General features: G+C 68.4%; 24 protein-coding genes and 1 tRNA gene. 14 read left to right on the top strand and 11 right to left on the bottom strand.

The features are described 5' to 3' along the window. The first annotated feature begins 12 nt into the window (after positions 1–12). From C6Y44_RS00285 to C6Y44_RS00265, 5 genes are all read left to right on the top strand, one after another. The gene (locus tag C6Y44_RS00285; RefSeq protein ID WP_159417081.1) at positions 13–1,362 is read left to right on the top strand and encodes an LLM class flavin-dependent oxidoreductase; all 1,350 of its coding nucleotides are present in this window, start codon (positions 13–15) and stop codon (positions 1,360–1,362) included. Positions 1,363–1,391: 29 nt separating this feature from the next. Next, entirely contained in the window at positions 1,392–2,279 is an 888-nt protein-coding gene (locus tag C6Y44_RS00280) for an ABC transporter permease (RefSeq protein WP_159417082.1), read from the top strand. Next, entirely contained in the window at positions 2,255–2,977 is a 723-nt protein-coding gene (locus tag C6Y44_RS00275) for an ABC transporter ATP-binding protein (protein ID WP_085468680.1), read from the top strand. Before C6Y44_RS00280 ends, C6Y44_RS00275 begins: the two co-directional genes overlap by 25 nt. A gap of 81 nt (positions 2,978–3,058) precedes the next feature. Beyond that, positions 3,059–3,775 carry an SOS response-associated peptidase gene (locus tag C6Y44_RS00270; protein WP_159417083.1) on the top strand — a complete coding sequence of 239 codons (717 nt, stop codon included), beginning with the start codon at positions 3,059–3,061 and terminating at the stop codon, positions 3,773–3,775. A gap of 67 nt (positions 3,776–3,842) precedes the next feature. After that, entirely contained in the window at positions 3,843–5,102 is a 1,260-nt protein-coding gene (locus C6Y44_RS00265; RefSeq protein WP_159417084.1) for a glycosyltransferase 87 family protein, read from the top strand. Positions 5,103–5,118: 16 nt separating this feature from the next. On the opposite strand, the gene C6Y44_RS00260 is transcribed toward C6Y44_RS00265, so the two are convergent. From C6Y44_RS00260 to C6Y44_RS00225, 8 genes are all read right to left on the bottom strand, one after another. Next, positions 5,119–6,117: an MDR family oxidoreductase gene (locus C6Y44_RS00260; RefSeq protein ID WP_159417085.1), complete on the bottom strand. Its 999-nt coding sequence runs from the start codon at positions 6,115–6,117 to the stop codon at positions 5,119–5,121. Between the two features lie 46 nt (positions 6,118–6,163). After that, positions 6,164–8,446 carry a heavy metal translocating P-type ATPase gene (locus tag C6Y44_RS00255; protein WP_192378602.1) on the bottom strand — a complete coding sequence of 761 codons (2,283 nt, stop codon included), beginning with the start codon at positions 8,444–8,446 and terminating at the stop codon, positions 6,164–6,166. A gap of 26 nt (positions 8,447–8,472) precedes the next feature. Then, complete coding sequence (locus C6Y44_RS00250; RefSeq protein ID WP_159417087.1) at positions 8,473–9,450, bottom strand: hypothetical protein; 978 nt, start codon at positions 9,448–9,450, stop codon at positions 8,473–8,475. Beyond that, complete coding sequence (locus C6Y44_RS00245; RefSeq protein ID WP_159417088.1) at positions 9,447–9,653, bottom strand: heavy-metal-associated domain-containing protein; 207 nt, start codon at positions 9,651–9,653, stop codon at positions 9,447–9,449. The genes C6Y44_RS00250 and C6Y44_RS00245 overlap by 4 nt, the downstream gene beginning before the upstream one ends. Positions 9,654–9,692: 39 nt before the next feature. Then, complete coding sequence (locus C6Y44_RS00240; RefSeq protein WP_033098102.1) at positions 9,693–10,040, bottom strand: metal-sensitive transcriptional regulator; 348 nt, start codon at positions 10,038–10,040, stop codon at positions 9,693–9,695. Positions 10,041–10,276: 236 nt separating this feature from the next. After that, the gene (locus C6Y44_RS00235) at positions 10,277–10,483 is read right to left on the bottom strand and encodes a hypothetical protein (protein ID WP_006553307.1); all 207 of its coding nucleotides are present in this window, start codon (positions 10,481–10,483) and stop codon (positions 10,277–10,279) included. 47 nt (positions 10,484–10,530) lie between these two features. Continuing rightward, complete coding sequence (locus tag C6Y44_RS00230) at positions 10,531–11,172, bottom strand: dihydrofolate reductase family protein (protein ID WP_159417089.1); 642 nt, start codon at positions 11,170–11,172, stop codon at positions 10,531–10,533. Positions 11,173–11,253: 81 nt separating this feature from the next. Next, on the bottom strand, positions 11,254–12,516 hold the full coding sequence (locus C6Y44_RS00225) for an MFS transporter (protein ID WP_192378601.1): 1,263 nt from the start codon (positions 12,514–12,516) through the stop codon (positions 11,254–11,256). Positions 12,517–12,573: 57 nt separating this feature from the next. Here C6Y44_RS00225 and C6Y44_RS00220 point away from each other — a divergent pair, with 57 nt between their 5' ends. Both C6Y44_RS00220 and C6Y44_RS00215 read left to right on the top strand, forming a co-directional pair. Then, a complete protein-coding gene (locus tag C6Y44_RS00220; protein ID WP_159417091.1) occupies positions 12,574–12,957 on the top strand; it encodes a MerR family transcriptional regulator in 384 nt (127 codons plus the stop codon). Positions 12,958–13,185: 228 nt separating this feature from the next. Further along, positions 13,186–14,073: a pentapeptide repeat-containing protein gene (locus tag C6Y44_RS00215; RefSeq protein ID WP_174246958.1), complete on the top strand. Its 888-nt coding sequence runs from the start codon at positions 13,186–13,188 to the stop codon at positions 14,071–14,073. A gap of 106 nt (positions 14,074–14,179) precedes the next feature. Here C6Y44_RS00215 and C6Y44_RS00210 read toward each other — a convergent pair. Next, positions 14,180–14,262 (bottom strand) — tRNA-Leu (locus C6Y44_RS00210). Positions 14,263–14,464: 202 nt separating this feature from the next. Here C6Y44_RS00210 and C6Y44_RS00205 point away from each other — a divergent pair. From C6Y44_RS00205 to pknB, 7 genes are all read left to right on the top strand, one after another. Then, positions 14,465–15,781, top strand: a complete 1,317-nt coding sequence (locus C6Y44_RS00205; protein ID WP_159417092.1) for a DUF3662 and FHA domain-containing protein — start codon at positions 14,465–14,467, stop codon at positions 15,779–15,781. A gap of 154 nt (positions 15,782–15,935) precedes the next feature. Next, entirely contained in the window at positions 15,936–16,397 is a 462-nt protein-coding gene (locus tag C6Y44_RS00200; protein ID WP_006550946.1) for an FHA domain-containing protein FhaB/FipA, read from the top strand. Then, positions 16,394–17,986, top strand: coding sequence for a PP2C family protein-serine/threonine phosphatase (locus C6Y44_RS00195; RefSeq protein ID WP_159417093.1), 1,593 nt, complete (start codon positions 16,394–16,396; stop codon positions 17,984–17,986). Before C6Y44_RS00200 ends, C6Y44_RS00195 begins: the two co-directional genes overlap by 4 nt. Further along, positions 17,986–19,434, top strand: a complete 1,449-nt coding sequence (locus C6Y44_RS00190; RefSeq protein WP_159417094.1) for an FtsW/RodA/SpoVE family cell cycle protein — start codon at positions 17,986–17,988, stop codon at positions 19,432–19,434. The genes C6Y44_RS00195 and C6Y44_RS00190 overlap by 1 nt, the downstream gene beginning before the upstream one ends. After that, positions 19,431–20,915 (top strand): peptidoglycan D,D-transpeptidase FtsI family protein, encoded by a 1,485-nt coding sequence (locus C6Y44_RS00185; RefSeq protein ID WP_106200896.1) that lies wholly within the window; start codon positions 19,431–19,433, stop codon positions 20,913–20,915. Before C6Y44_RS00190 ends, C6Y44_RS00185 begins: the two co-directional genes overlap by 4 nt. Position 20,916: 1 nt before the next feature. Then, positions 20,917–22,485: a serine/threonine-protein kinase gene (locus C6Y44_RS00180; RefSeq protein ID WP_159417095.1), complete on the top strand. Its 1,569-nt coding sequence runs from the start codon at positions 20,917–20,919 to the stop codon at positions 22,483–22,485. Continuing rightward, positions 22,482–24,386: a Stk1 family PASTA domain-containing Ser/Thr kinase gene (gene pknB / locus C6Y44_RS00175; protein ID WP_159417096.1), complete on the top strand. Its 1,905-nt coding sequence runs from the start codon at positions 22,482–22,484 to the stop codon at positions 24,384–24,386. The genes C6Y44_RS00180 and pknB overlap by 4 nt, the downstream gene beginning before the upstream one ends. A 68-nt stretch (positions 24,387–24,454) precedes the next feature. Here pknB and C6Y44_RS00170 read toward each other — a convergent pair whose 3' ends face one another. Both C6Y44_RS00170 and C6Y44_RS00165 read right to left on the bottom strand, forming a co-directional pair. Next, positions 24,455–25,117, bottom strand: coding sequence for an aminodeoxychorismate/anthranilate synthase component II (locus C6Y44_RS00170; protein ID WP_159417097.1), 663 nt, complete (start codon positions 25,115–25,117; stop codon positions 24,455–24,457). A gap of 114 nt (positions 25,118–25,231) precedes the next feature. Next, positions 25,232–25,957 carry a DUF881 domain-containing protein gene (locus tag C6Y44_RS00165; protein WP_159417098.1) on the bottom strand — a complete coding sequence of 242 codons (726 nt, stop codon included), beginning with the start codon at positions 25,955–25,957 and terminating at the stop codon, positions 25,232–25,234. Positions 25,958–26,009: the final 52 nt, after the last annotated feature.

The following is a 26,009-nucleotide window of genomic DNA, read 5'->3' as shown; positions in this document are numbered from 1 at the left end:
GGGAAATCCGACATGACGAACCGCCAGCTCAACCTCAACGCCTTCATCTACCCGACCGGCCACCACGAGGCCTCGTGGCGTCATCCCGGCAGCGTGCCCGAGCGTCTCTACGACGTCACCTACTTCCAGGAACTCGCCCGCCTCGCGGAGAGCGCGAAGCTCGACGCGGTGTTCTTCGCCGACGGCCCGGCCCTGCGCACCGAGGTGAAGTACCGTCCCGACTACGGCCTCGAACCGATCACCACGCTGGTCGCGATGGCCACGGTCACCACGCATCTCGGGCTGATCGCCACGGCGTCGACCACCTACTACGAGCCCTACAACCTCGCCCGGTTGTTCTCCTCGCTCGATCACATCTCCGGTGGCCGTGCCGCCTGGAACATCGTCACCACCGCGACCGACGCCGCAGCGGCGAACTTCGGGTACACCGAACACCCGGACGTGCACGAACGGTACGACCGCGCACGCGAATTCGTCGACGCCGCGATCAAGCTGTGGGATTCGTGGGAGGACGACGCGCTCGTCCTCGACAAGGCCGCCGGCGTCTACGCCGACCCGGACAAGATCCACCGCATCGACGTCGAGGGTGACTACGTCAAGGTGCGCGGCCCGTTCGGTTCGGCCCGCTCCCCGCAGGGACGCCCCGTGCTCGTGCAGGCCGGATCCTCCAATGACGGGCGCGATTTCGCGTCGACCTACGCCGAGGCGATCTTCACCGCGCACCAGCGCATCGAGGACGCCCAGGCCTTCTACACCGACATCAAGACCCGCGCAGCGGCATTCGGGCGCAACCCCGATCACGTGAAGATCCTTCCCGGCCTGAGCCCGTTCATCGGTGCGACCGAGGCCGAGGCGAAGGAACTGCAGCGCGAGTTCAACGAGCTCACCATCGTCGAATACGGCCTCGGGCAGCTCCAGAAGATGGGCCGCATCGACGTGTCCCGGCTCGAGCTGGACGAGAAGGTGCCGGTCGAATTGTTCGCCGGCGCAGGCGACATCACCGACAACGACAACAGCCGCCGCCTGGTCTTCGCGAAGATCGTCGAGCGCGAACAGCCGACCCTGCGTCAGCTGCTGCACAAGCTCGCCGGCGCACGTGGCCACAACGTCGTCGCGGGTACGCCGGCGCAGATCGCCGACATCATCGAGGAGTGGTTCACCAACGGCGCCGCGGACGGCTTCAACATCATGCCGCCGCAGTACCCGCAGGGTCTCGAGGCGTTCGCCTCCCAGGTGGTGCCGATCCTGCAGGAGCGCGGCCTGTTCCGGACCGAGTACACCGGCACCACGCTGCGCGACCATTACGGCCTGCCGCGTCCGGAGAGCCAGTACGCACGCGAGCTCGCTGCCGCCGGCGTCTGACCGACCGAACCGACGAAAGGACTGGAGCCATGAGCGTCTCCGTCGAACCCCGGCGTTTCGGCAGTGGCCTGGCCGGTGACGCCGACACCGACCAGAAGCCCGATCCCGGCGCGACGGCCGACCTGTCGCCGCGCACGACCCGCAGCCGCCTCGCCCCCGGCAAGCCGATCAAGTTCGGCCTGGCGATCGGCCCGGCGCTGCTGCTGGTGGCATGGATCATCACCTCGGCCACCGGGGTGCTCGATCCGAAGACCCTCTCGGCGCCGTGGACGGTCGTCACCACCACATGGGAACTGATCGGCGACGGGCGGCTGCAGTCGAACCTGTGGACCTCCGTCCAGCGCGCCCTGATCGGCGGGGTCATCGGTGTCGTCCTCGGACTGGTGCTCGCACTGGCCGCCGGCCTGTCGCGCATCGGTGAGGCACTGATCGACGGCCCGGTGCAGATCAAGCGCTCCATCCCCACCCTGGCGTTGATGCCGCTGGCGATTCTGTGGTTCGGCATCGGCGAGGAGATGAAGATCCTGCTCATCGCCCTGTCGGTGTTCGTCCCCGTCTACATCAACACCTACTCGGCGCTGCGCGGCATCGACGCCCGCTACGTCGAACTGGCCGAGACGCTGGATCTGTCCCGCGCCCGGTTCGTCCGGCGCATCGCCCTGCCGGGGGCGCTGCCCGGTTTCTTCACCGGCCTACGCCTGGCGGTGACCATCGCATGGCTGGCCCTGGTGGTCGTCGAACAGGTCAATGCCTCGAGCGGCATCGGCTACCTGATGTACCAGGCCCGCAACTACGGCATGACCGAGATCATCATCGTCGGACTGGTGGTCTACGCGATCCTCGGATTCGGCAGCGACCTGCTGGTCCGTGCGGCAGAGAGGAAGGCGCTGGCATGGCGCAGGACGATCGGCAACTGACCGTACGCACCCGGGGCCTGAGCCGCGGCTTCGACGGACGGGCGGTGCTGAACAACATCGACCTCGAGATCGCCCCCGGCGAGTTCGTGGCACTACTCGGCCGCAGCGGCTCGGGCAAGAGCACCCTGCTGCGCGCCCTGGCCGAACTCGACCACGGCGTGCCCGGCTCGGGCACCCTCGAGGTGCCGCAGAAGCGGGCGGTGGTCTTCCAGGACTCACGGCTGCTGCCCTGGGCTCGGGTGCTCGACAACGTGATCCTCGGTCTCGACGGCGACGACGCCGCCGAGCGCGGCCGCACCGCCCTGGCGGAGGTCGGGCTCGCCGGACGCGAGAAGGCCTGGCCCACCGAGCTGTCCGGCGGTGAGCAGCAACGGGTGTCGCTGGCGCGGTCGCTCGTGCGCGAACCCGAACTGCTGCTCGCCGACGAGCCGTTCGGTGCCCTCGACGCACTGACGAAGATCAGGATGCACGGACTGCTGCAGGAACTGTGCGCCAAGCACCGGCCCGCAGTCCTGCTCGTCACCCACGACGTCGACGAAGCCATCGCCCTCGCCGACCGAGTGCTCGTGCTCGACCACGGCTCGTTCGCCGTCGAACTGACCATCGACCTGCCCCACCCGCGCGCCGATCACGTCGTCGAGATCGCGGAGTACCGCCGCACCCTGCTCGAGGCACTGGGAGTCGAGGTCTCCGTCTGAGCGACCCGCACTGTCTCCGCTGGAGCGACCGATGCGAGAGAATCGAATCGTCGCTCCGGAGTCGCCGACGGGAGATGCATCGTGTGTGGACGCTATGCCAGCACCAGTACCCGCGGGGATCTGCTCGCGGCCTACGACGCCGTCGAGGCCGTGGGTGAGGAACTGCCCCCGTCGTACAACATCGCGCCCACCCAGCGCGTGAACGTCGTGCTCGAGCGAGCGCCGCGCGAGGAACCGGACGCCGAACCGATCCGCATGGTGTCCTCACAGATCAAGTGGGGGCTCGTGCCGTTCTGGGCGAAGGACCCGAAGATCGGGTCGCGGATGATCAACGCCCGCTCCGAGACCATCACCCAGAAGCCCGCCTTCAAGGCGGCGGCAGCGAAGCGTCGGTGCGTGCTGCCGGCCGACGGGTACTACGAGTGGATGAAGGGTGAGGACGGGAAGAAGATCCCGTTCTTCCTGCACGCAGACGGACCGATCTCGATGGCCGGGCTCTACGAGCTGTGGCCGAACCCGGAGCTGCCGGAAGACCATCCCGACCGCTGGTTGTGGACGTGCACCGTGCTCACCCGTCCCGCGACCGACGCCGCCGGGCACATCCACGAACGGTCGCCGGTGATCCTGCCCGACACCTTCGTCGGTCCGTGGCTCGATCCCGAGCTGAACGACCGCGACGACGTCGACGCCCTGCTGAATTCGATTCCCGAACCGACGCTCGAACCGTACGAGGTGAGCACGGCGGTCAATTCACCTCGGAACAACAACCCCGACCTGCTGCGACCTGTCGATTCGTGACATTCCGGCCGTATGGCGTTCCCCACGTCGGACCGGAACGATTATCGGAATTGACTAAAGTTGCCGGGTGCGACAATCACGGCAGACTCCGATCGGTTCGACGACGCCTCCGTTCCTCACCGGACCTCGCGGTACCGCCGTCGCGGTGATCGCGTCGCTCGTCTCCGTGGGTGTGCTCGTCGCGATCCTCGTCAGGAGCGAACTCATCGACTTCCTGGTCTACCGGATGGGCGCGCGGGTCCTGCTCGACGGCACCGACATCTACGGGCAGATGCCTCCGGTGACCGACGACTTCGCGTTGCCGTTCACCTACCCGCCGCTGTCGGCGATGCTCTTCGCTCCCCTGGCGCTGATCCCCGTGACGTTCGGCAAGATCGTCTTCACCCTCGTCTCGGTCGCCGCGCTCGTCGTCACCCTGCGGGTCGTGCTGGACCGGCTCCGCCCGGACTTCGAGACGCGGACGGCGTGGATCGTCACGGTGATCGCGGTGGCCGGCGCACTGTTGCTCGAACCTGTGCGCGAGACGATCTCGTTCGGGCAGATCAACCTCGTCCTGATGGCGCTCGTCGCCCTCGACGTCCTGGTGAAGACCCCGAAGTGGCCGCGCGGAATGCTGATCGGGCTGGCCGCCGCCGTCAAGCTCACGCCCATCGCATTCCTGCTGCTGTTCCTGCTGCGGCGCGACCGGCGGACAAGCGCCACCATCATCGCGTCGACCTTCGGGTTCACCGCCCTCGCGTTCGCCGTGATGCCCGCGACCTCCACGAAGTACTGGCTGGACACCCTGCCCGACACCGGCCGGATCGGCGCGGCGTACTTCGCCACCAACCAGTCCTTCAAGGCCGTGATCTCCCGCTTCGGGCCGCCCGAACTCATGGGTTCCGTGCTGTGGCTGCTCGCCGTCGCGGTGATGCTGATGGTCGCGGTGGTGGCCATCCGGCGTGCCCTCGAGCAGGGCGATCTCGTGCTCGCCCTGCTTGCGAACGCGACGGCCGTGCTGCTGGCGTCGCCGGTGTCGTGGTCGCACCACTGGGTGTGGGTCGCACCGGCACTACTGGCCCTCGCACTAGCGGCGTGGCGCGCAAACGATGCGCAGAGGCTCACGGCGATCGCCGCCGGCGTCGCGCTCGTCTTCCTGATCGGCCCGCACCATCTGTTCCCCACGGGTGGCGATCTCGAACTCGGCTGGGCCGCATGGCAGCACCTGCTCGGCACGCTCTACGTCACGGCCGGATTCGGATTCCTGCTCTGGCTCGCCTTCGGTCGTCTCCCGCGCCCGGAAGCCGTGTCGCCGGAACCGCTTCCGGACGCGGAGACGTCGAGGTAGTCGCTTTCTTCGACCGTCAGGCGGTGACGTCGACGACCACCCGGCCACGCACCTTGCCCGCCAGGATCTCCTCGGCGAGTCGCGGGACGTCCGAGAGCGGTTCGACCCGCGACAGCGAATCCAGGGTGCTCGCAGGCAGATCGCGGGCGAGACGATCCCACGCCGAGCGGCGCAGCAGAGCCGGCGCCATCACCGAGTCGACACCCAGCAGGGCGACGCCGCGCAGGATGTGCGGCATCACCGTGGCATCGGGCATCGACGGCGACTCCGTGAGACCGCACGCGGCGACCGCACCGCCGTAGCGGATCTGCGACAACACGTTCACGAGCGTCGAACCGCCCACCGCGTCCACCGCGGCATCCCAGCGTTCCTTGCCCAGGGGCCGGCCCTTGCCCTGCAGTTCGGCGCGGTCGACGAACGACGACGCACCGAGTTCGCTCAGGAAGTCGTGGGTCTCGGGACGTCCGGTCGCGGCGACGACCGTGTGTCCCGCGGCAGCGGCGAGCGCGACGGCGATCGAGCCGACGCCACCGCCCGCGCCGGTGACGAGCAGTTCCGCATCGGATGCGATCCCGTACCGCTCGAGCGCGTCGAGGCACAGGGCGGACGTGTAACCGGCGGTGCCGATGGCCATGGCGTCGCGGGTGGAGAAGGCGTCGGGGATGCGCACGAGCCACTCGGGCTTCACACGCTGGCGCCGGGTGTACCCACCCGACTGGGTCTCGGACAGACCCCAGCCGTTGACGACGACGCGGTCGCCGGCCTTCCAGTCGGGGTTGCTGCTCTCGAGAACGGTCCCGGCGAGGTCGGCGCCGGCGACCAGCGGGGTGCGTCGCGCCATCTTCTGCGGTCCCGCGATCACGAGACCGTCCTTGTAGTTCAGCGAGGAGTATTCGACTTCGACGAGGACGTCGTGGTCGGGAAGGTCGGTGTCGGTCAGTTCGCGGAACTGTGCCACCTGGCCGTCGTCGGTGTCGTCGACGACCAGGGCACGGAAGGAGGACGGCTGTGTCATGGATCCGATCCTAACAGGCCGTCCTCCTCGCTGCAGCCGAAAGCGGTCAGGCCGCGTGCGCGCGGAACCGTCGCAGTCGCAGGCTGTTGGAGACCACGAACACCGACGAGAACGCCATCGCGGCACCGGCGAGCATCGGGTTGAGCAGGCCCGCGGCCGCCAGCGGCAGTGCCGCGACGTTGTACGCGAACGCCCAGAACAGGTTGCCCTTGATCGTCGTCAGCGTGCGGCGCGACAACCGGATGGCGTCGACCGCGACCATCAGGTCGCCGCGGACCAACGTCAGGTCGCTCGCCTCGATCGCGACATCGGTGCCGGTGCCCATCGCCAGACCCAGGTCGGCCCGGGCGAGCGCCGCGGCGTCGTTGACACCGTCGCCGACCATCGCGACCACCGCGCCCTCGCGCTGGAGTCGCTCGACCACGTCGACCTTGTCGGTGGGCAGCACGTCGGCGATCACGTCGGCCTCGTCGATGCCGACCTCGGCCGACACGGTATGCGCGACGGCGGCATTGTCGCCGGTGAGCAGGATCGGACGCAGGCCGAGTCCCCGCAGTTCGGCGACGGCCTTCGCGGAGGTCGGCTTGACCGCGTCCGCCACGACGACGATGCCGCGGGCCTTTCCGTCCCAGCCGACGGCGATGGCCGTGCCACCGGACTTCTGGGCCTGCTCGAACGCCTGCTGCAGGGTCTCGGAGAGATGCTGCGACCAGTCGGCCAGCAGCTTCGGGCGTCCCACCAGCACGGCGCGGCTCGTGTCGCCGTCGACGAGCACTCCCTGGACACCGAGCCCCTCGATGTTCGTGAAGTCCTCGACCTGGGGCAGGCCGCCGAACCTGTCCGCGGCCGCGTCGCTGATGGCACGTGCGATCGGGTGTTCCGACGCCGACTCGAGTGCCCCGGCGTACCGCAGCACGTCGTCGGCGTTCTCACCGTCGTCGGCGACGACCTCGCGCAGCGTCATCCGGCCGGTGGTGACCGTGCCGGTCTTGTCGAGGACCACGGTGTCGACCGAGCGGGTCGACTCGAGGACCTCGGGTCCCTTGATGAGGATGCCGAGCTGGGCGCCGCGACCGGTACCGACCATCAGCGCGGTCGGGGTGGCCAGGCCGAGGGCACACGGACAGGCGATGATCAGCACCGCGACCGCCGCGGTGAACGCCGCCGCGGGGCCGTTGCCGGTGCCGAGCCAGAAACCGAGTGTGCCGGCGGCGATCAGCAGGACGATCGGCACGAAGATGCCGGAGATCCGGTCGGCCAGGCGTTGCACCTGGGCCTTGCCGTTCTGGGCGTCCTCCACCAGCTTCGCCATCTGCGCGAGCTGGGTGTCGGAGCCGACGCGGGTCGCGCGCACCACGAGTCGTCCACCCACGTCGACCGTTCCGCCGACGACACTGTCTCCCACACCGACCTCGACGGGAACGGATTCACCGGTCAGCATCGACGCGTCGACCGCCGACGTGCCCCGTTCGATCACACCGTCGGTGGCGATCTTCTCGCCCGGCCGTACGACGAACAGATCCCCGACCGCCAACTGCTCCACCGGAACCCGGGTCTCGGTGGTCCCGTCCGGTCCGAGGACCGCGACGTCCTTGGCACCGAGTTCGAGCAGGGCACGCAGGGCGGCGCCTGCGCGTCGCTTCGATCGTTGCTCGAAGTAGCGTCCGGCGAGGATGAACGTCGTGACACCGGCCGCGGCCTCGAGATAGATGTTGCCGCTGCCGTCGCCCCGCGCGATGGTGAACTCGAACGGGTGGACCATCCCCGGTTCACCCGCCGTTCCCCAGAACAGGGCGTAGACCGACCATCCCAGGGCAGCAAGGGTTCCCAGCGACACGAGGGTGTCCATGGTGGACGTGCCGTGGCGCAGGTTGATCCACGCCGCCCGGTGGAACGGCCACGCACCCCACACCACGACCGGCGCGGCGAAGGTGAGCGAGAGCCACTGCCAATTGGTGAACTGCAGGGCCGGGATCATCGCCATCGCGATCACCGGCACCGTCAGAATCGCCGAGACGACGAGCCTGTGACGAAGCGCCGCAACGGAATCGGTTTCGGGCACGTCATCGGACCGGTCGGCCGCCTGCGCGGGCGGCGGCGGCAGTGCGGCGCCGTAGCCGGCCTGTTCGACGACCGTGACGAGTTGCTCGGGTGTCACGTCGTCGGGGTAGGTGACCTTCGCCTTCTCGGTGGCGTAGTTGACGGTCGCGGTGACGCCGTCGAGCTTGTTGAGTTTGCGCTCGATGCGATTGGCGCAGGATGCGCAGGTCATGCCGGTGATGGCGAGTTCGATCGATTCGGCGGCGACCGGCTGACTCTGCGTGGTCATGTGTGTCTCCTCGGAAGAATAGGCCGTCAGCGGCCGGAATGGCTGTGGTCACCGTGTGTGCCGGACTCCGGTTGCACCTCGCCGGTGCCGCCGGCGGTGAGGGTGAAGGCCGCGGTGCGAACCACTCCGTCGTGCTGGAAGTCGAGATAGAGGTGATAGGTGCCGGCACTCGGGACGGAGGTGTGGAAGACGACCTCGGGGCCGGGTCGTGTGGTGCCGTCGCCGGGTGTCCCGTCCGGGTGGACGTGGAGATAGGCGAGGTCGCCGCCGCGCAGTGCCACCAGGTGTCCGTAGGCACCGAGATAGGGCTGCAGGTCGGTGACCGGCTGCCCGTCCTTGCTCACGGTGAGGGTGAGCATCGCGTCGCCACCCGACGACAGGTCGCCGTCGAGGGTGACCTCGTAGCCGTCGACGGTCGCGGTGCGGTTGTCGGCTTCCCTTGCGGCAGGCGTGAATTCGCCTGCCACCGTGAGGTCGGTACCCAACGTGAGCGCCTCTCCCCCGGTGGGCGTGAAGTCGGTGAAGACCCGCCACGTGCCGGGCGTGAGGTCGACGTCGACGGACCAGATGCCGGTGTTCTCGTCGAGCACGGGATGGACGTGCTGGAAACCGGTGAAGTCGCGGCGCACGACGATCAGGTGCAGCTCTTTGTCATGGGTGACGTCGAAGTCGGTCACCGGCGCGCCGTCGGGACCGTTGATCGCGAATGTCAGGTTCCTGTCCTCACCCGACTCGAGGTCGGTCTCGGCGAGCGCGAGGGTATAACCTTTCTGAGACATCATCAGACCTCCCGGGATGTCTTCCACAGCAGGTATTTCCGCGGCAGGTGTTTCCGCGGCACTGCCGGTGGCGGTGTTGTCACCGTGACCGGCGTCGTGGGCGCTCGCGGTCGGGTCCGCGGTCTGCTCCTCCACCGGGCCGACGGTCGCGCCGACGAGCAGCGCGACACCGAAGACCGCGGCTACGGCGGCGACGAAGCCGGTGAGCTTGGCCGGGGTGTTCATGCGAGGTTGTAACCGGCTTCCTCGACGGCGGCCGCGACGGCGGCATCGTCGAGGGACTCGGCGCTCGTGACGGTGACGGCACCGGTGGCCAGATCGACCTCGACGTTCTCGACGCCCGGGATCTCCTGGACCTCCTCGGTGACCGACGCGACGCAGTGCTGGCAGGTCATGCCGGTGACGGTGTAGGTGCTGGTCTGGCTCATGGGAACTCCTCGGATACGGGTCGTGAACGGTAGGAACGATCAGGAGCGGACGAGTCGCGCGATGGCGTCGCCGGCTTCCTTCAACTTGAGGTCGGCCTCGTCGCCGCCGGCGCGCACGGCACCGGCCACGCAGTGGGCCATGTGCTCATCGAGCAGGCCGAGCGCGACGGCTTCGAGGGCCTTCTTCATCGCCGCGATCTGCGTGAGGATGTCGATACAGTACTTCTCTTCCTCGACCATCCGCTGCAGGCCGCGGGCCTGCCCCTCGATGCGACGCAACCGCTTGAGGTAGTCGGCCTTGGTGTTGTTGGCGATGTAGCTGTGCTGATGTGCGTCGTCGTGTGCGACGGCATCGGTGTGCACGGTCTCGCTCGGGGTATTCGGCATCGGAGTCGTCCTTGTCGCTTCGGTCGTCCTGCCGGATACCATACCCCCCTAGGGTATGCGCGGCAACCAACGGGATCTGCGCAGGTCGAGGCGCGCGACACCGAGACGAAGACAAGAGTCGGCCCCGCATTCCTCGAGAATGCGGGGCCGATCCGGAGAGGTTCCGCAGGCCGGTGGACGACACACCCGACCTCACGAGGCGGTCGAGCGCCTCGTCGTCGATTCGTCGCGGGACGTCACGGCACGTGCATCATCTTCCCGGCGAGGGTGAACAGCCGGCGGGAGAGCCGGATGACGGGGATGCCCAGTGGGATCAGCAGGATCGTCACGCACAACACCGCACCCAGGAGCATCACCACCGCGGCGACGATCCCCAGGACGGTGCCGAGCAGGGCGGTGAGAAGTCCGAGCACGACATCCAGTAGGCCACTCAGAGCACGCATGACGACCTCCTACCCCCCGCTCCCCATTATGCGCCGGTCGCAGGCGTTCACTTCCTCCAGAACAGGTGATGGACCACCCCGCTCGCGCTGGGCACGGCCTCGAGGTGGAAACGGTCCCGTAGCTCGTCCGGGGATTCCCAGAGCTTCAGACCGGTGCCGTATTGCACCGGCGCCACCACGACGTGCATGGTGTCGACCAGATCGGCGTCGAGGAACTCGCGGATGATGGAGACGCCGCCTCCGAGTCGGACGTCCTTGCCCTGCGCGGCGGCGCGGGCCTGTTCGAGCACCGCGGCCGGTTCGCCGTTCACGAAGTGGAAGGTGGTGTCGGAGAGTGTGAAGGACGGACGTTCGTGGTGGGTCAGAACGAACACCGGGGTGTGGAACGGCGGCTCGTCACCCCACCAGCCCTGCCATTCGTGGTCCTGCCACGGACCCCGCAGAGGACCGAACTTGTTGCGTCCCATGATCTCCGCACCGATATTGCAGGAGAAGTCCCGAATGAAGTAGTCGTCGAGCCCGCGGCTCCCGCCGGGTTCGGTGCGCAGGTGCCAACTGGCCGTGGCGCCTGCCCACTCGAACATCGGACCCGGATCCAGGCCGAAGGGACTCTCGAAGCTCTGGTCCTCCCTCGCGCCGATGCCGTCGCTCGACACCGAAAAGTTCTGTACTCGCAGCAACTGGCCCACTCTCTTCTCCTCACATCCCGATCGACCGGTACGAAGAGGAAGACCCCGTGAACTACGCGAAGTCATCGGACGCTGCCCGGATCACGGAGACGGAACCGGCGCCGTTCCCACCCGGGCGAGGAGCACGAGAGCGACTGCACCGACGGTGGTGACGACCAGGGCCACCGGCGCGAGACGGTCGACGCCGGAACCGACCACCGCGCCCCCGAAGGCGGCACCGGCGGCCACTCCGAGATCGAAGGTCGCGACCACGACCCCACGGGCGGTCGTGCGGAATCGCGCGGATGCCAACCGGAGGACCCGGACCTGCATCGCAGGCGGGAACACCCCGGAGACGAGTCCCCACAGCACGATCGCGATCACGAACAACACCGGCACCGTCGGCGCGACGGTCACGATGACGAACGCGGTGAGCAGGACGAGGACCGTGGCGGGGACGGTTGCTCTCGGCCAACGGTCCGACAACCATCCGGAGGCCGTGACACCGACAGCGCCGGCCGCTCCGAACACCGCCAGGAGAATCGCCAGAGATCCGGATCCGAACCGGGCCGCGTCGGTGACGATCATCGAGATGTAGGTGAACACCACGAAATGTCCCAGGAGCACGAGTGTTCCTGCGAGGGCCGTGCCCGTGGACGCGATCGCGCTGCGGTCCCAGCCCGAGCCCGAGGTGCGCTCGTCCGCCCCGAAGCTCCCCTCACTCCCGGTGGTCCTGCCGGGGTCGGTGAGAATCAGCGTCAGGGCGATCGCGGTGACCGCCAGAATCGCCGACGCCCCTCCGAAGACACCGCGCCAGCCCACGACGTCGACCAGTGCCGCCCCGATCGGAAGACCCACCAGTCCCGCGACCGCCGGACCCGCAAGCACGATCGCCAAGGCCCTCCCGATCCGGTCGGGTGCCACGATCTCGGAGACGTACACGACGATCACCGCCCAGAACACGCCGTGTGCGGCCGCGGAGACGATCCGGCCGGCGAGGGCGATCTCGAAGGTCGGCGCGAGCGACGTCGCCAGCACCGCGGCCGCCACCACCGCGAGCGCGGCCGGGAGCAGCCGAGTGCGGCGGACGTTCCGTGTGACCCGGACGAGCGGCATGCTCGTCACGGCGATCGTGAGCGCCCACGCGGTGACCAGACCTCCCACCACGGCAGGTTCCACGCCCAGGCCACGTCCGATCTGCGGTAGGAGGCCGGACGGGAGCATCTCCACGGTCACCGTCGCGAAGGTCGAGAAGGACAGGGCGATCAGCGTCGCCCGGGGAAGTGCGTGATCGGTCGAAGGAGCGTTCGACATCGTCGTCGCCGTGGGAATTCCCGTCGGTTCACGTGCGTCGGTATCGGTCATGGCACCATGCTGAACGTTGACATCGGTGTCAAGGTCAAGCCCGAAACGGGGAGAGTCATGCGAATCGGCGAGCTGTCCCGGCGAACCGGCCTCAGCACCCGGATGCTGCGGTACTACGAACAGGAAGGCCTGATCCATCCGAAGCGGAGTGCGAACGGTTACCGCGACTACACCGACCACGACGTGGCACGCGCGAAGCTGATCCGCGACCTCGTCACCTCGGGCGTACCCACGCGGCTGGTCGCGATCGTCCTCGAGCAACGTGACGACCGCGAGGGAACGTGGACGAACAAGTGCGACAGAGATTTCGCTGCTCGTCTCGTCGGCGAGATCAAAGATCTCGACGGTCGGATCGCCTGCCTGACGCGTAGCCGTGACGCCCTCGGCGAGTTGCTGCACCTCACCCTGACGCAAGCGGGGTCGCGCGAAGCGAGCGTCTGAACGCGGGGTCTTCCCAGGTTCGACGACAGCCGTCCGGCCCGCTGACACCGCGCGTGCCTGCTGGTATTTTCGTGTCCAGTGATCAGCACCGTGTATCCGTGAGACGGATGTCCCGCGCCATCCGCGAACCGCGCCTGCAGGCGGCGGTGATTCTGTGTGCCCCGAGAGGGAACCCGCGCCAGGGTTCCCCGATCCCGTCATGCATCGGAATCGACTCTCGGAGTTCACATGCTCACCCCATCACGTCACTCGTCCCCATCACCGATCGTTCACCGATCCGACCTTCGGGGCGATTGCAGCCGTTGCTTCGCACTGTGTTGCACGGCTTTCGGATTCACGAGGTCTTCGGACTTCGCCGAGGACAAGCTCGCCGGGTCACCGTGCCGACATCTCGACGCGCGCTTCTCGTGCACCATCCATGAGACGCTGCCGTCCCGCGGCTTCCGCGGCTGCACGGTCTTCGACTGTTTCGGTGCCGGCCAGGCCGTCTCCCAGCGGTTGTTCGCCGGTGTGAGCCGGCAGGATCGATCCGAGACCTGCGACCGGATGTTCTCGGCATTCGCCGTCGTGAAAGAGCTGCACGAGATGATGTGGCATCTGCTCGAGGCCCAGGAACGCACCTACGATCCGGAAACCGCGGACACCGCGCGGGAACTCGTCGCATCCCTTGTATCCCTGACCCGCCGGAGCGTGGGCGAACTCGAATCCCTCGACATTGCCGAGATACGCGCCCGCGTTCGACCGGTCCTCATGGAGGTCAGCGCGGAGGTACGGGCTTCGTACTTCGCCGACGACGAGCGGATACATCCGGACCTGGTCCCGGGCGCCGATCTCGCCGGAACCGATCTACGTGCCCACCGATTGTGCGGCGCCGACCTGCGGGGCGCGGTACTGATCGGCGCCGACCTCAGGGGATGCGACCTCGCCGGCGTCGATCTGCTCGGCGCGGACCTGCGCGGTGCGTGGGTGGAGGACGCCGATCTGTCCCTCGCCCTGTATCTCACCGGGCCACAACTCGCCGCCGCGCACGGCAATCGACGGACCCGAGTACCCACGAGCGTGCCCGTACCACAGATCCGTGTCGACCTCACCGCGGATCGGCACCCGAGCGACTGACCGGCCGGAGGGCCGACAGCCCGGAAGACCACGACGAAAAGGACGAGGTCACGATCTCCGAAGAGTTCGTGACCTCGTCCGTCACAGTTCGTGGAACTGCACACTGTGGGCGAAGGGGGACTTGAACCCCCACGTCCCGAAGGACACTGGCACCTGAAGCCAGCGCGTCTGCCATTCCGCCACTCGCCCGAGCAACGCCGAAAACAGTAACACACACCGGAGTCAAACAACTATTCGCCTGGTCAGCGGGCTGCCAGCGCCGCCGGTTCGAGTGCCGAGCACATCCGTCGGAGACGTGCCGAATACCGCAGGGTCGAATCCGGGGAAAAGTGGATACCATGCAGTGACGAGATCTGCATTGCGACACGCTGAGTACGGAAAGGGGGTCGCCATGGGTATTGCCCAGCGCTTCGAGCGCAAACTCCAGGCCGCGATCGGCGACGCTTTCGCCCGCGTGTTCGGGGGCGGCGTCGTGCCCCAGGAAGTCGAGGCGGCGCTGCAGCAGGAGGCAACGGACGGCGTCCAACAGCTCGATCGGGGCCACATGCTCGCCCCCAATCACTACGTCATCACGATCAGCGAAACCGATCACGACGCCCTCGCAGCGGATCGGGACTTGACTGTGAAGGCATTCTCCCGTCACCTTGAGGACTTCATCCGAGAACAGGGATGGCAGACATACGGTGAGATCCAAGTCGTCTTCGAGTCGTCGTCGGCACTGCACACCGGGCAGTTCCGGACTCGCGGCTCGGTAGATCCCGATGCGGGGCGCTCAGCGACGCGTGCTCCGTCACCGCGGAACCCACAGAACCGCCCACCCGTGACCTCTGAACCAGGAGCTGGCCCAATGACGCAGAACCCCGGCTACGACCCCAGCCGTGACCCCGCCGAGGCGGAACCGCAGTACGCACGCAACGGTCACGCGCACGTCGGCCAGGAGCAGCGCTACAACCAGGGCTACGGCAACGCCGGCTACGACCAGGCTCAGGGCGGCTACGACCAGCAGGGTGGTTACGACCAGCAGGCGTACGGCCAGGCCTACAGCGAGCAGGACTACCAACAGGGCGGCTACGACCAGAGCGGTTACGACCAGCAGGCCTACGGTGCCCAGGGCGCCCAGCCGCAGGCGTACAGCCAGGACTACGGCCACGACTATCCGCAGCAGGGTGGCTACGACCAGCAGGCGTACGGCCAGCAGGGTTACGCGCAGCCCGGTTACGACCAGGGTTACCAGGACCAGGGTTACCAGCAGGGCGGCTACGATCAGCAGGCCTACGGTCAGCAGAGCTACGCAAAGCCGGGTTACGACCAGCAGTACGGCGCGCAGCAGGGCGGCTACGACCAGGGTTACGCCGCCGCGGCTCCCGGTTACGATCAGGGCTACCAGCAGGGCGGCTACCAGTCTCCGACTGCCGGTCGGGTGCTGACCGCGACGCTCCAGCTCGAGGACGGCAGCGGTCGCTACTACCAGCTCCGAGAGGGCAGCAACATCATCGGCCGCGGCCAGGACGCACAGTTCCGCCTGCCCGACACCGGCGTCTCGCGTCGCCACATCGACATCCGCTGGGACGGCCAGGTCGCGATGCTCTCCGATCTCGGGTCGACGAACGGCACGACGGTCAACGGCGCCTCGGTGCAGGACTGGCAGCTCGCCGATGGTGACGTGATTCGCGCCGGGCATTCCGAAATCCTCGTGCGCATCCTCTGATCAGCCGGTATCGAAGGACCGACCGGACCCGTTCATACCGTCCGACGCGTGTGACAGCGCGTCGGACGCTGCATGGAGTCGTCCGGTGTCCGTATTGTGAGTGACCGCACGACCAGGAACACGACCGGTCGACTACCCCGAAGGAGGATGCACCGTGCAGGGGCTGATTCTGCAGCTGACCCGAGCGGGATTCCTCCTCCTGCTGTGGTTGTTCGTATGGGCGGTGTTGCGCACGCTCCGGTCCGACATCTACGCCGGTGCCGCGCGACCGCTCCCGCGTTACTCCCCCAAGCAGTCGGTGCTGCCGACGCTGAGCCGTAACAAGACCGCCAAGTATCTGGTGGTCACGCAGGGCGCGCTGGCCGGCACGAGGATCACGCTCGGCACCCAACCGGTTCTCATCGGCCGTGCCGACGACTCCACACTCGTGCTGACCGACGACTACGCGTCCACGCGCCACGCACGCCTGTCGCCGCGAGGTTCCGACTGGTACGTCGAAGACCTGGGGTCGACGAACGGCACGTATCTCGACCGCGCGAAGGTCACCACCGCTGTCCGTGTCCCGCTCGGAACCCCGGTCCGGGTGGGCAAGACCGTGATCGAGCTCCGCCCGTGACCCTCGTACTCCGATATGCCGCCCGCAGCGACCGCGGCCTCGTGCGCTCCAACAACGAGGACTCCGTCTACGCCGGTGCCCGCCTGCTCGCCCTCGCCGACGGCATGGGCGGCCACGCAGCCGGCGAGGTCGCCTCGCAACTGATGATCGCGGCGCTCGCCCACCTCGACGACGACGAGCCGGGCGGCGACCTTCTCGGCAAGCTCGCCGCGGCCGTCCGCGAAGGCAACGCCTCGATCGCCGACCAGGTGGAGGAGGAGCCCGAACTCGACGGTATGGGCACGACGCTCACGGCCATCCTGTTCGCCGGTAGCAAGCTCGGCCTCGCGCACATCGGCGACTCCCGCGCCTACCTTCTGCGCGACGGTCAGCTCACCCAGATCACCCGCGACGACACCTTTGTGCAGTCGCTCGTCGACGAGGGCCGCATCACCCCCGAGCAGGCGCACACGCACCCGCAGCGGTCGTTGATCATGCGCGCGCTGACGGGCAGCGAGGTCGAACCGACGCTCACCGTGCGCGAGGCCCGCGCCGGCGACCGTTATCTCGTGTGCTCCGACGGCCTGTCCGACGTCGTCAGCGACGAGACGATCGCCGACACCATGCGGCAGGGCACGCACGACGAGTGCGCCGACCGGCTCATCGAGCTGGCACTGCGCAGCGGCGGTCCCGACAACGTCACTGTCGTCGTCGCCGACGTGATCGATCTCGACTACGGCCAGTCGCATCCCATCGTTGCCGGTGCGGCATCGGCGGACGACGACGAGGACACTCCCCCGCCGAATACCGCAGCGGGTCGCGCCGCTGCGATGCGACCGCCGCGCGCCACCCCCAAGCGGGTCATCAACAAGGCTCCGGAGCCCGAGCCGAAGAAGAAGCGCAGCCGCCTGTGGTGGCCCGTCGCCGCCATAGTGGTGATCGCAGTGCTGGTCGGCGGTCTGTTCGTCGGCCGTCAGTTGATCCGCAACAACTACTACGTCGGCGCCGACGACGGTCGTGTGACCGTGCTGCGCGGCATCCCCGGCGACGTCTTCGGCTATTCCCTGCAGGAGCCCGCGCGCGTCGGGTGCATCACCGACGAGGGCGACCTCACGCTCGTCGACCCCGCCAGCGCGTCGTGCCGGGTGATGCTCGTCGACGATCTGTGGCCCGCCGCCCGCGAACAGGTTCGTGCCGGTCTTCCGTCGGGGTCGCTCGACGACACCCGCGAACAGATGCAGCGGCTCGCCGAACTGGACCTGCTGCCGGTGTGCACCCCGGAGGAACCCGAGCCCACGCCCGGCACACCGGCCCCCGGTCCGGGAGAGCCGACGCCGGCTCCCGGACCGAACGGCACCCAGCCCACCGAGACACCCGCGGTGCAGCCCCCGGCGCCCGGTGAGCCGCAGCCGGGCGAACCGGCACCGGCCTCCCAGCCCGGCGAACCGCTCCCCGGTGAACCCCAGCCCGGTGAACCCCAGCCCGGTGAGCCACAGCCCGGCGAGCCGACTCCCGGCGAGCCGACTCCCGGCGAACCCGCTCCGAACATGGAGCCGGCTCCCGAGCCCGCGCCCCAGATCCCCGGTCAGAACTGCAGGGTGGGCGCCTGATGTCGGTGTCCCATGGTGTGGGGGCCTTCCCGAGCCCTCCGGGAGGTTTCGCCCCGGCTCCCGTCCAGTCGACCCGGCGCAACACCGAATTGGCTCTGATCATCGCGGCCATCGGTGTCACGACCGTGTCGCTCATGCTCGTCGAGGTCTCGATGGAGCAGGCGCTGACCCTCGACCTGCTCAAGTACGGGGCGACCTTCGCGGCGCTGTTCCTCGCCGCGCATCTCGCGGTCCGGCGCTTCGCGAAGTACGCCGATCCCCTGCTGTTGCCGATCGTCGCGCTGCTCAACGGTCTCGGACTCGTGCTCATCCACCGGCTCGACCTGTCCGATCAGGAGAACGCCCGCTACATGGGCCTGCCGCCGCCGTCGCCCGATGCGACGCAGCAGGTGCTGTGGACGGCGCTCGGCATTGCGCTGTTCATCGTCGTGCTCGTGTTCCTGCACGACTACCGCCTGCTCGCGCGGTTCAGCTACACGCTCGGTCTCATCGGCCTCATCGCACTCGCGATCCCGGCCCTGCTGCCGAGCAGGTTCTCCGAGGTCAACGGCGCCAAGATCTGGATCCGGCTGCCCGGTTTCAGCATCCAGCCCGGTGAGTTCGCGAAGATCCTGCTGATCATCTTCTTCGCATCGGTCCTCGTGGCGAAACGCGATCTGTTCACCACCGCGGGCAAGCACTTCCTGGGGATGGATTTCCCCCGTGCCCGCGATCTCGGCCCGATCCTGGCGGCCTGGATCATCTCGATCGGTGTGATGGTCTTCGAGAAGGACCTCGGCACGTCGCTGCTGCTGTTCACCACCGTGCTGGTGATGCTCTACATCGCGACCGAACGCGTCGGCTGGCTGATCATCGGATTCTCGCTGCTCGCCGTCGGTTTCTACGCGGCGTACCAGATGTTCGGTCACGTGCGGGTGCGTGTGGAGACCTGGCTCGATCCACTCGCCGACTACAACAACACCGGCTACCAGATCTCCCAGTCGCTGTTCGGTCTCGCGACCGGCGGAGTCGCCGGCACCGGCCTGGGCAGCGGACGGCCGGGGCAGGTGCCGTTCGCGAAGACCGACTTCATCGTCGCCGCGATCGGTGAGGAACTCGGCCTGATCGGTCTGGCCGCCATCCTGCTGTTGTTCCTGATCCTCGTCGTCCGCGGCATGCGCACGGCGCTGGCGGTGCGCGACAGCTTCGGCAAGCTGCTCGCCGCCGGCCTGTCGTTCACCCTCGCCGTCCAGCTGTTCGTGGTGGTCGGCGGTGTCACGAAGTTGATCCCCCTGACCGGCCTGACCACACCGTTCGTGTCCTACGGTGGTTCGTCGCTGCTCGCAAACTATCTGCTCCTGGCTCTGTTGATGAAGATCTCGCACGCTGCCCGCCAACCCGCGATCCCCCGTAAGAAGGCGCCCACGCCGATCGCCGAGGCCAAGACGGAAATGATGGGGCGCGAATGAACGGTCCGCTCCGCAAGGTCGCGATGGCCGTGATGTTCATGGTCGTCGCGCTGCTCGCAAACGCCACCTACGTGCAGGTCATCAAGGCCGACGATCTCCGCACCGATCCGCGCAACTCGCGTGTGCTGATCGACGAGTACTCCCGTCAGCGCGGACAGATCGTCGCGGCCGGTCAGGCTCTCGCGGTGTCGGTGCCCACCGACAGCCGCTACAAGTACCTGCGCGAATACCCGGCGCCGCCGACCCAGCCGATGAGCCCGCTGGCCTACGCGCCGGTGACCGGTTTCTACTCGATGCAGTACGGCAGCACCGGACTCGAGCGGTCCGAGGATTCGCTGCTCAACGGTTCCGACAACCTGCTGTTCGGACGTCGCCTGTTCGACCTGGTGTCGGGCCGCAACCCGCGCGGCGGAAACGTCGTGTCCACGATCGATCCGGTCGTTCAGCAGGTGGCCTACGACGAGCTGACCTCGAAGGGTTACACGGGCTCGGTGGTCGCGATCGAACCGAGCACCGGCAGGATCCTCGGGATGGTGAGCACTCCGAGCTACGACCCCAACCGGTTGTCGGGACACGACGGTGCCGCGACCTCACAGGCCTGGGACGAGCTCAACGCCGATCCCGAGAAGCCGATGCTCAACCGTGCGATCTCCCAGACCTACCCTCCGGGCTCGACCTTCAAGGTCGTCGTGACGGCGGCGGCGCTCGAGAACGGCGTCACCCCCGACACGCAGTTCACCGCGGCACCGCAGATCACCCTGCCCGACACCGCGACGACCCTCGAGAACTACGGCGGAGCGGCGTGCGGCGACGCACCGACGGTGACGCTGCGGGAGGCCTTCGCGCGGTCGTGCAACACGGCCTTCGTCGAGATGGGCATCGACGACGGACGCGAGGCCCTGGTCTCGCAGGCCGAGAAGCTCGGCATCGGCGAGACCCTCGACGTGCCGCTGCCCGTCGCGGCGAGCACCGTCGGGCCCATCCCGGACGGCGCGGCACTCGGCCAGTCGAGCATCGGCCAGCGTGATGTGGCCCTCACTCCGTTGCAGAACGCGTCGATCGCCGCGACCATCGCAAACGGCGGGGTGCGCATGAAGCCGTATCTCGTCGACCGTCGGCAGGGACCCGACCTGACGGTGCTCGAGGAGACCAAGCCCGAATCGCTGGGCCAGGCGATCTCGCCGGAGGTCTCGGCGACCCTCACCGACCTGATGATCGGTGCCGAGAACAATGCCGGCGGTGGCGGTGCCATCCAGGGCGTGCAGATCGCGTCGAAGACGGGCACCGCGGAACACGGCAACGATCCGCGGAACACCCCGCCGCACACCTGGTACATCGCATTCGCACCTGCACAACAACCCCGCATCGCCGTCGCGGTGATCGTGGAGGACGGCGGCGACCGAGCTCTCGCCGCGACCGGCGGCTCGGTGGCCGCCCCGATCGGACGGGCCGTCATCTCGGCCGGATTACAGGGAGGCTGACATGGCTCTGAGCAGCGGCGCCATGATCGCCGACCGTTACCGTCTCCAGCGACTCATCGCGACCGGCGGAATGGGTCAGGTGTGGGAAGGACTCGACACCCGGCTCGACCGGCGGGTCGCGGTGAAGGTCCTCAAGGCCGAGTTGTCCGGCGACGAGGACTTCCTCGCCCGGTTTCGCTTCGAGGCCCGCACCACCGCCCAGCTCAACCATCCCGGCATCGCCGGGGTGTTCGACTACGGCGAGACCACCGACGCCGAAGGCCAGTCCATCGCCTATCTCGTGATGGAACTCGTCCACGGCGAACCGCTCAACGCCGTCCTGTCGCGGCTCGGACGCCTGTCGCTGCCGCATGCGCTCGACATGCTCGAGCAGACCGGACGCGCCTTGCAGGCCGCCCACAACGCCGGCGTGGTGCACCGCGACGTCAAGCCGGGCAACATCCTCATCACCCCGACGGGCCAGGTGAAGATCACCGACTTCGGTATCGCGAAGGCGGTCGACGCCTCCCCGGTCACCCGCACCGGCATGGTGATGGGCACCGCGCAGTACATCGCTCCCGAGCAGGCACTGGGCCAGGAGGCGACGTCCGCGAGCGATGTGTACTCGCTGGCCGTCGTCGGCTACGAGGTGCTGTCGGGCCGACGTCCGTTCCTCGGCGACAGCGTCGTGACGGTCGCGATGAAGCACGTCCAGGAGACCCCGGCGCCGCTGCCGACGGATCTTCCGCCCGAGGTGCGCGAACTCATCGAGATCGCGATGTCGAAGGACCCCGCCTACCGCTATTCGAACGGCGGCGAGTTCGCCAACGCCGTCGCTGCGGTGCGGTCCGGACGGCCCGTGCCCCCGCCCGGCAACGTGCCGCCGGTGACCAGCGCCAACCGGGTGCTTCCGCCCGGCGTGCCCGGGACGACGGCCCACACGTCCTCGACCCGTGCCCTGCACCCGACGCAGTACGACCAGACGGCCTATTCGTCGGTTCCCCGCTCGGCCCAGCCGCCGACCGCCGGCCGTCCGCCGGTGGCAGGTCCACCGACTGCGGGAGTGCCCGCCGACGACGACGGACGACGGTCGCCGAGTCCCACAGCGCTGGCCTGGGCCGCAGGTGCGGCAGTCGTGCTCGCCCTGGTCACTCTGGGAATCGTGCTGTTGGGCGGCGACGACGAGGAGACCCCGCGCGCTCCGTCGCCGACGACGCAGCTCACCACGACCCGCGCGACCACCACGACGACCCGTCCGCCGCTGACCACCACGACGACGTTCGTGCCGCTGCCGCCGCCCGTCGAGACGGAGACCTTCACACCCCCTCCGACCACGACGACGACGCAGCCGCCGACGACCACGGTGGAGCCGACGACCGAGCCGACCACGACGCAACCGCCCACCACCACGACGGTCCCGACCACGACGACGGCGACGACCACCACAGCGGAGGACACGGGTGGCGGCGACGGCGGCACGGGCGGCGCGGAGGGTGACGGCGACGACGAGACCGACCCCGAGGCCGCCGGTGGAGGGGACGACAATTCATCCGGAACCAGCAACGGTACGAACAACCAAGGAACGTCATGACCACACCCCGCAAGCTCTCCTCCCGCTACGAGCTGGGTGAGATCCTCGGCTTCGGCGGTATGTCCGAGGTGCACCTCGCGCGGGATCTGCGGCTCGGCCGGGATGTGGCCATCAAGGTGTTGCGTGCCGACCTCGCACGCGACCCCACGTTCTACCTGCGCTTCCGGCGCGAAGCGCAGAACGCCGCTGCGCTGAACCATCCGGCGATCGTCGCCGTCTACGACACCGGTGAGGCCGAGACCGAGGCCGGGCCGCTCCCGTACATCGTCATGGAGTACGTCGAGGGCGACACGCTGCGCGACATCGTCCGTGCCGACGGGCCGATGACCCCCAAGCGGGCGATGGAGATCATTGCCGACGTGTGCGCGGCCCTGGACTTCAGCCACCGCAACATGATCGTGCACCGCGACGTGAAACCGGCCAACGTCATGATCAACAAGGCCGGCGCGGTGAAGGTCATGGACTTCGGCATCGCCCGGGCCATCTCCGACGCCGCGAGCCCGATGACGCAGACCGCCGCGGTGATCGGCACCGCGCAGTACCTCTCCCCGGAGCAGGCACGCGGTGAACAGGTCGACGCCCGGTCCGACGTGTACTCGGTGGGCTGCGTCCTGTTCGAGATCCTCACCGGCGAGCCCCCCTTCAAGGGCGACTCGCCCGTCGCGGTGGCCTACCAGCACGTGCGGGAGGATCCGCCGCTGCCGTCGTCGGTGAACTCGTCGGTGCCGCCCGAGCTCGACTCGGTGATCCTCAAGGCGATGGCGAAGAACCCCGCGAACCGCTACCAGTCGGCCGCGGAAATGCGTAGCGACCTGATCCGCGTGCTGAGCGGACAGCGCCCGAGTGCGCCGATGGTGATGACCGACGAGGACCGTACGACGCTGATCGACTCCGTCGACAACAACACGGGCCGGCACAGCCGCGTCGCGGCCGCCGGCGCTGCCGGGGCACCCGCCGAGGATTCCGGCGGCGGCTCGGTTCTCAAGAAGGTGCTGCTCGGCATCGCCGCAGTCGCTGTGGTCGGTATCGTCGGCGTCTTCCTGTGGTCGCTCGGCCCCGGTTCGACGGCCGCCCAGGTCGCGGTGCCCGACGTCCGCAACATCTCCGCCGAGCTCGCCGAGAGCCAGCTGCAGAACGCCGGCTTCCGGGTCTCGATCCAGCAGAAGAGCGATCCGGTCGTCGCGAACGGCAACGTCATCAACACCCGTCCCGTGCCCGGGAGCCAAGCCGAGGAGGGTTCGACCGTCACCCTCGAGGTGTCGACAGGACCGGAACAGGTGCAGATCCCGCGGCTCGAAGGCATGACGCAGGAACGCGCCGCCCAGGAGCTGTCCGCCGTCGGTCTCCGGCTCGACCCGAACGTCGGACGCGCTCCGTCGGATGCCGACGACGAGGACCTCGTCGTCGACCAGAGCCCCGGTGCGGGAGCCAGTGTCGACCGCGACAGCCCCATCACCATCACTGTGGGATCCGGTCCCGAACTGGTACGCGTCCCCAACGTGGTGGGCCAGACCGTCGAGGTGGCGAGCGACAACATCGAGGGCGCCGGTTTCGAGGTCGTCGTCGAGAACATCGACTCCAGCGAGACCGAGGGCACCGTCGTGTCGACGAGCCCCGCCGGTGGCGCCTCCACCGAACAGGGGTCGACGGTGACGGTGCGGGTGTCGAACGGCGACCGCATCGAGATGCCCGTCATCACCAACCGGTCGGTCTCGGACGCACTCGCTGCCCTGCGCGGCGCCGGCTGGACGGGCAACGCCTCCCAGCTCCAGCAGACGCGTGAGGCGACACTCGATGTCGATCTCGTCGGCACCGTGATCACGCAGGCCCAGCCGCCGGGTTCGGAGATCTCGAAGAACCAGCCCATCACCGTGGGCGTCGGTGTGCTCGGCATCCGCTGAGCGAGCTGATCAACGACGAAAGGCGCCGGTCCTGGAAGGGACCGGCGCCTTTCGTCGTTGATTGGGGGTCAGGCGGCTCCGCCGTCGAGCGCGCGTGCCATCTGCGCCTCGAGGCGCGCGACGAGCGTCTCGTCCGGAGCCTCGCCGCAGGCCGCGAGCCAGTTCGCGAGCATCCGGTGACCTCCCTGGGTGAGCACCGACTCGGGATGGAACTGCACACCGTGGATCGGCAGCTCGACGTGACGCAGGGCCATGACGATGCCGGTCTCCGTGTGGCCGGTGGGCTCGAGCTCGGCGGGCATGGTCTCGGGCAGCACGGTCAGCGAGTGGTAGCGGGTCGCGGTGAACGGATCGGGCAGGCCCGCGAGCACACCGGCACCGTTGTGGCGGACCAGGCTGGTCTTGCCGTGCAGCAGCTCGGGGGCGCGGTCGACGGTCGCGCCGAACGCGACACCGATGGACTGGTGGCCGAGGCACACACCGAGCAGCGGAGTGCTGCTGTCGGCACATGCCTTCACCAGGTCGATGCTCGCCCCGGCGCGTTCGGGTGTACCCGGGCCGGGGCTGAGGAGGATGCCGTCGTAGTCCTTCGCGACCCGCGCGAGAGCACCCGGCGCGGTGAGCCGCTCGTCGTCGTTGCGCCACACGTCGGCCGTCGTTCCGAGCTGCCCCAGATACTGGACCAGGTTGAAGACGAAGCTGTCGTAGTTGTCGACGACGAGAATGCGCATGAGACGAGGGTACTCAGTGCTCGCTACAGGGCGACCCGCCCGGTGCTCGCTACAGGGCGACCCGCCCGGTGCTCGGTAGAGGGCGACCCGCCCGGTGTCCGAATCGGGCACGTCTCAGCGCGCGGACGAACTCCCGGTGTAGGCGGGGACCGACAGATCCTCCGACGCCTGCTGCGTGTATCCGAGTTGATAGCGGGCCGCGTACTGCTTGTAGATGCGGATACCGGGCTCGGCGTCGAGCGCGGCCTGCAGCCGTGCCGGGTCGCCGAGCGCGGTGACGACGTAGGGCGGCGAGTAGGTGCGCCCGTGCAGCAGCAGCGTGTTACCGATGCAGCGTGGCGCCGACGTCGCGACGATCCGCTGGTCCTGCATGGCCACGGCCTCGGCACCACCGGCCCACACCGCGTTGAGCACGCTCTGCACGTCCTGCTGGTGCACGACGAGATCGTCGGGTGAGGCACCGGACGGATAGCGCCCGTTGGCGTCGCGGGGTGCGTCGGTGAGGGTGACGGTCACGCCCGGACCGCGGCGGGCCACGAGGCCGGCCGGGTCCTCGATCGCGGACAGGTCGTCGAGCACTGCGGCGACGTCCTCGTCGTTCACCGCGGCACGGTCCTGTAGTTCGTCGATGCGCGCGGTGAGATCGTCTCGGGTGGCCGCCAGTTCGTCGGCCTTCTCCTGCGCGGCACGTACCAGATCGGACAGTCGCGGGGAGTCGCCGGCGCGCAGTTCGTCGCCCTCGGACACTCCGCGGGTGGTGCCCACGAGCAGACCGGCCACGAGGCACACGACGAGGGTCGCGACACCCCACACGGGCGCGCGCAGCCGTCGTTCCGACACGTCGTACCTCCGATCCTGGCCTTACGTTAGCGTGATCTCAACAGGTAGTTGA

It is taken from the genome of Rhodococcus rhodochrous, from assembly GCF_014854695.1.
Taxonomy (GTDB): Bacteria; Actinomycetota; Actinomycetes; order Mycobacteriales; family Mycobacteriaceae; genus Rhodococcus.
Note: the sequence above shows the minus strand (reverse complement) of the source record. Positions and strands in the feature narration are given on the sequence as shown.

Excerpts from the sequence above, each read along its gene's own strand:
- C6Y44_RS00275 (WP_085468680.1), top strand. The coding sequence starts at position 2,255 with ATGGCGCAGGACGATCGGCAACTGACCGTACGCACCCGGGGCCTGAGC.
- C6Y44_RS00215 (WP_174246958.1), top strand. The coding sequence starts at position 13,186 with ATGCTCACCCCATCACGTCACTCGTCCCCATCACCGATCGTTCACCGA.
- pknB (WP_159417096.1), top strand. The coding sequence starts at position 22,482 with ATGACCACACCCCGCAAGCTCTCCTCCCGCTACGAGCTGGGTGAGATC.
- C6Y44_RS00235 (WP_006553307.1), bottom strand. The coding sequence starts at position 10,483 with ATGCGTGCTCTGAGTGGCCTACTGGATGTCGTGCTCGGACTTCTCACC.
- C6Y44_RS00280 (WP_159417082.1), top strand. The coding sequence starts at position 1,392 with ATGAGCGTCTCCGTCGAACCCCGGCGTTTCGGCAGTGGCCTGGCCGGT.
- C6Y44_RS00220 (WP_159417091.1), top strand. The coding sequence starts at position 12,574 with ATGCGAATCGGCGAGCTGTCCCGGCGAACCGGCCTCAGCACCCGGATG.
- C6Y44_RS00180 (WP_159417095.1), top strand. The coding sequence starts at position 20,917 with ATGGCTCTGAGCAGCGGCGCCATGATCGCCGACCGTTACCGTCTCCAG.
- C6Y44_RS00285 (WP_159417081.1), top strand. The coding sequence starts at position 13 with ATGACGAACCGCCAGCTCAACCTCAACGCCTTCATCTACCCGACCGGC.
- C6Y44_RS00260 (WP_159417085.1), bottom strand. The coding sequence starts at position 6,117 with ATGACACAGCCGTCCTCCTTCCGTGCCCTGGTCGTCGACGACACCGAC.
- C6Y44_RS00255 (WP_192378602.1), bottom strand. The coding sequence starts at position 8,446 with ATGACCACGCAGAGTCAGCCGGTCGCCGCCGAATCGATCGAACTCGCC.
- C6Y44_RS00170 (WP_159417097.1), bottom strand. The coding sequence starts at position 25,117 with ATGCGCATTCTCGTCGTCGACAACTACGACAGCTTCGTCTTCAACCTG.
- C6Y44_RS00185 (WP_106200896.1), top strand. The coding sequence starts at position 19,431 with ATGAACGGTCCGCTCCGCAAGGTCGCGATGGCCGTGATGTTCATGGTC.
- C6Y44_RS00225 (WP_192378601.1), bottom strand. The coding sequence starts at position 12,516 with ATGACCGATACCGACGCACGTGAACCGACGGGAATTCCCACGGCGACG.
- C6Y44_RS00240 (WP_033098102.1), bottom strand. The coding sequence starts at position 10,040 with ATGCCGAATACCCCGAGCGAGACCGTGCACACCGATGCCGTCGCACAC.
- C6Y44_RS00245 (WP_159417088.1), bottom strand. The coding sequence starts at position 9,653 with ATGAGCCAGACCAGCACCTACACCGTCACCGGCATGACCTGCCAGCAC.
- C6Y44_RS00190 (WP_159417094.1), top strand. The coding sequence starts at position 17,986 with ATGTCGGTGTCCCATGGTGTGGGGGCCTTCCCGAGCCCTCCGGGAGGT.
- C6Y44_RS00205 (WP_159417092.1), top strand. The coding sequence starts at position 14,465 with ATGGGTATTGCCCAGCGCTTCGAGCGCAAACTCCAGGCCGCGATCGGC.
- C6Y44_RS00250 (WP_159417087.1), bottom strand. The coding sequence starts at position 9,450 with ATGAACACCCCGGCCAAGCTCACCGGCTTCGTCGCCGCCGTAGCCGCG.